The sequence below is a fragment of the Noviherbaspirillum sp. genome, from assembly GCF_036846085.1.
Taxonomy (GTDB): domain Bacteria; phylum Pseudomonadota; class Gammaproteobacteria; order Burkholderiales; family Burkholderiaceae_D; genus Noviherbaspirillum.
On sequence record NZ_DAIUCO010000382.1, the window covers coordinates 1 to 3,035 of the forward strand.

Genomic DNA, 3,035 nt, shown 5'->3' on the forward strand with positions numbered 1-3,035 from the left:
CGTGAATACTATGTGCAGCGCGCATCCGCCGGGCTCATCCTCAGCGAAGCAACTGCGGTGACCCCGCTCGGCGTAGGCTATGCCGATACGCCGGGCATCTGGTCCGATGCGCAGGTGGCGGGATGGAAGGACATCACCGATGCGGTACACGCCGCCGGTGGCCATATCTTTCTGCAACTCTGGCATGTCGGCCGTATTTCCGATCCGGTATTCCTCGACGGCCAGCTGCCGGTCGCGCCAAGCGCGATCGCAGCCGGCGGACATGTCAGCCTAGTCCGTCCGAAACGCGCCTACGCGACCCCGCGTGCGCTGGAACTGGAAGAAATCGCCGGCATCGTCGAGGCTTACCGCAAGGGTGCCGAGAATGCCAGGGAGGCTGGTTTCGACGGGGTGGAAATCCATGGCGCGAACGGCTACCTGCTCGACCAGTTCCTGCAGGACAGCACCAACAAGCGCACAGATGCCTATGGCGGATCGATCGAGAACCGGGCGCGCCTGATGCTGGAGGTCACCGATGCCTGCATCTCGGTATGGGGTGCATCCCGCGTCGGCATGCATCTAGCTCCGCGCGGCGATGCGCACACCATGGGTGATTCGAACCCGGCGGCAACCTTCGGCTACGTCGTGCGCGAACTCGGCAAGCGCGGAATCGCCTTCATCTGCGCGCGCGAGTCGCTCGGCGAAAACCGGCTTGGTCCGGAACTAAAGAAAGCATTCGGCGGCATCTATATTGCCAACGAGAAGATGACCAAGGCCACCGGCGAGCAATTGCTGACGGCCGGCGAAGCCGATGCGGTGGCCTATGGAAAACTGTTCATCGCCAATCCGGATCTGCCGAAGCGCTTTGCGCTGGATGCGCCGTTGAATGAACCCAATCCCGAGACCTTCTATCATTCGAGCCAGGAAGGCTATATCGACTACCCGGAGCTGGCTGCCTGAACAACGATGCAAGCAGCACCGGAGCACATCCAGAATCGATACCGGCAGCGGCGCCTCACCCGTCGAGGTGGCCGCTGTCTTTCAGTTTCTTGTCGGTGAGGTATTCGCGCAGCACCAGCGACAACACCAGTACGATGACGAACAGCAGGCCGGCGGTAATCGATATTTTGATGAAAACGGCGGCGTCAAGCGGCACGAACCAGAGCTGGACCAATGCAAGGACGACCCATGCGACGGCAATCATGCAGCAGAGGATGACACCGACCTTCATGCATCCCTTTCCATGACCACAAGGTAGGCTTCGCGCTTCCAGAGCAACAGCATGCGACGGATATCCTTTTCCATCGTGACGACACGCCAGCCTTCGCGAGCATTCTTGTTCAGAAATTCACTGAAGCGCACCGGATCGACCTTCGACGCGCCGAGCACCAGTGAACCAAGCATGCCTTCCTGATAAATCACGACCTTGTATTGTTTCATCGCTTCTCCCTAGTTAATTGAACGTGGCATTTTTGCCAACCGCCGCAGTGTACCAGCGTCCCGCGGCAGGTCGAAAAAGCGTCGCCGTCCGGATATTATTTTTTTACAGGAACATTGCGACATGGAACCGGTCTACACGCCGGTCAATCCCTGGAGCAATATTCATGAGCAGAATCCGAGTCGGCGATACCGTTGCCTTCCGCCGCGACCTTGCACGCAAATGCGCATCGCCAGGCGTGAGCGATTTTCGCGCCACCGTCACCGCCATCACCGATGGCTGGGTCTTCATGACCGGACGCTGCGGCGCCAGCAAGGTCATGCCGGCAACCAACCTGAGCAAGGTCGCGCATAACGGCGTGATCCTTGAACTGGTGTAGTCGATCCAAGCAATTCCGAATCCCGTGTTGCCAGCGTTGCCACGAAATGACTGCACGTTTTTTAATCACTCAAGGTTTTACCGCTCTGTTCATCGCTTTCTGAAGCCATCCGGCTTCATACAATGGAATAAAGAGGAATTTCCGGCGACGTCCCACGAACCGCGGACGGCCGGATGCAACAACATCGCGAGCCGTCCCCCGGCGTCCGCACAAATCTCCCCCTTGTCACTCCAAGGGCGCCGCCAGGCCGCGCCTTTTACAACTAACGATCGTATGAACATCTCTGAAATCAAAGTCGGAACACGCCTTGCCGTGGGTTTTACCGCCGTTCTCGTTACCCTGACCGCCATCGTCGGCGTGGCGCTGCTGCGGGTGCAATCGCTGGACCGGAATATCACCGCGATCGTCGAGCAGGCAATGATGAAGGAGCGCCTGTTTTCCGAATGGGCGGCAAATACCAATCTCAACGGCGCCCGTACGATCTCGGTGGCGGAGTCGAACGATCCGCAGCGGCAGAAGCAGTTGCAGGAAAGGATCAAGCAGACCAGCGCACGCATTTCGGAAATCCAAAAGAAGCTCGATGCGGTGGAAAAGGATGCGCAAGAAAAACAGCTACTCGACCAGGTCGGCGCCAAGCGGAAGATCTATATCCAGGCCCGCGACGAGGTCTTCAAGGAGAAAACCGTCAACGAAGTAAACGCCCGCACGCTGGTCGTCTCCAAGCTTGAGCCGGCGCTGGAGGACTATATCGTCACGATCAGCAAACTCAGTAGTTACCAGGCATCGATGATTGCAAGCCTGACAACCGCAACGACTGCGCTGGCGCGCAACACCCAATGGCTGGTGGGCGTGCTCGGCGGTCTCGGCATTCTGCTCGGCGCGGCCATATCGATTGCGATTTCGACCAGCATCCGCAGGCAATTGGGCGGCGATCCCGCCTATGCGGCCAACGTCGCCAACAGGATTGCGCATGGCGACCTCACCAGCCGTATCGAACTCAAGTCGGCCGGCAGCGAAAGCCTGATGCATGCGATGAAAGCCATGCAGGACCAGCTGGCGGCACTGGTGGAGCGCGTGCGCAACGGGACGGAGATGATCGCCACGGCATCCAGCGAGATCAGCAGCGGCAACCACGATCTTTCCGAACGCACCGAGCAGCAGGCGAGCATGCTGCAGGAAACGGCGTCCTCCATGGAGCAATTGACGTCGACGGTGCAGCAGAATGCCGACAATGCCCGG

The 3,035-nt window shown here is 59.1% G+C and carries 5 protein-coding genes; 3 read left to right on the forward strand and 2 right to left on the reverse strand.

Annotation, left to right across the window (positions count from 1 at the left end):
* The coding region (locus V7080_RS24995) for an alkene reductase (protein ID WP_334191081.1) at nt 1-939 on the forward strand (939 nt) is incomplete at its 5' end.
* A 55-nt stretch (nt 940-994) separates the two neighbouring features.
* Here V7080_RS24995 and V7080_RS25000 read toward each other — a convergent pair.
* Nucleotides 995-1,210: a hypothetical protein gene (locus V7080_RS25000; RefSeq protein ID WP_334191082.1), complete on the reverse strand. Its 216-nt coding sequence runs from the start codon at nt 1,208-1,210 to the stop codon at nt 995-997.
* Nucleotides 1,207-1,419: a DUF4177 domain-containing protein gene (locus V7080_RS25005; protein WP_326858899.1), complete on the reverse strand. Its 213-nt coding sequence runs from the start codon at nt 1,417-1,419 to the stop codon at nt 1,207-1,209. The genes V7080_RS25000 and V7080_RS25005 overlap by 4 nt, the downstream gene beginning before the upstream one ends.
* A gap of 164 nt (nt 1,420-1,583) precedes the next feature.
* On the opposite strand from V7080_RS25005, the gene V7080_RS25010 reads away from it, so the two are divergent.
* Complete coding sequence (locus tag V7080_RS25010; RefSeq protein ID WP_334191083.1) at nt 1,584-1,796, forward strand: hypothetical protein; 213 nt, start codon at nt 1,584-1,586, stop codon at nt 1,794-1,796.
* 273 nt (nt 1,797-2,069) lie between these two features.
* The coding region (locus V7080_RS25015) for an MCP four helix bundle domain-containing protein (RefSeq protein ID WP_334191084.1) at nt 2,070-3,035 on the forward strand (966 nt) is incomplete at its 3' end.

Bases quoted from the DNA above. Each gene is read 5' to 3' on its own strand.
- V7080_RS25000 (WP_334191082.1), bottom strand. From the start codon at position 1,210: ATGAAGGTCGGTGTCATCCTCTGCTGCATGATTGCCGTCGCATGGGTC.
- V7080_RS25010 (WP_334191083.1), top strand. From the start codon at position 1,584: ATGAGCAGAATCCGAGTCGGCGATACCGTTGCCTTCCGCCGCGACCTT.
- V7080_RS25005 (WP_326858899.1), bottom strand. From the start codon at position 1,419: ATGAAACAATACAAGGTCGTGATTTATCAGGAAGGCATGCTTGGTTCA.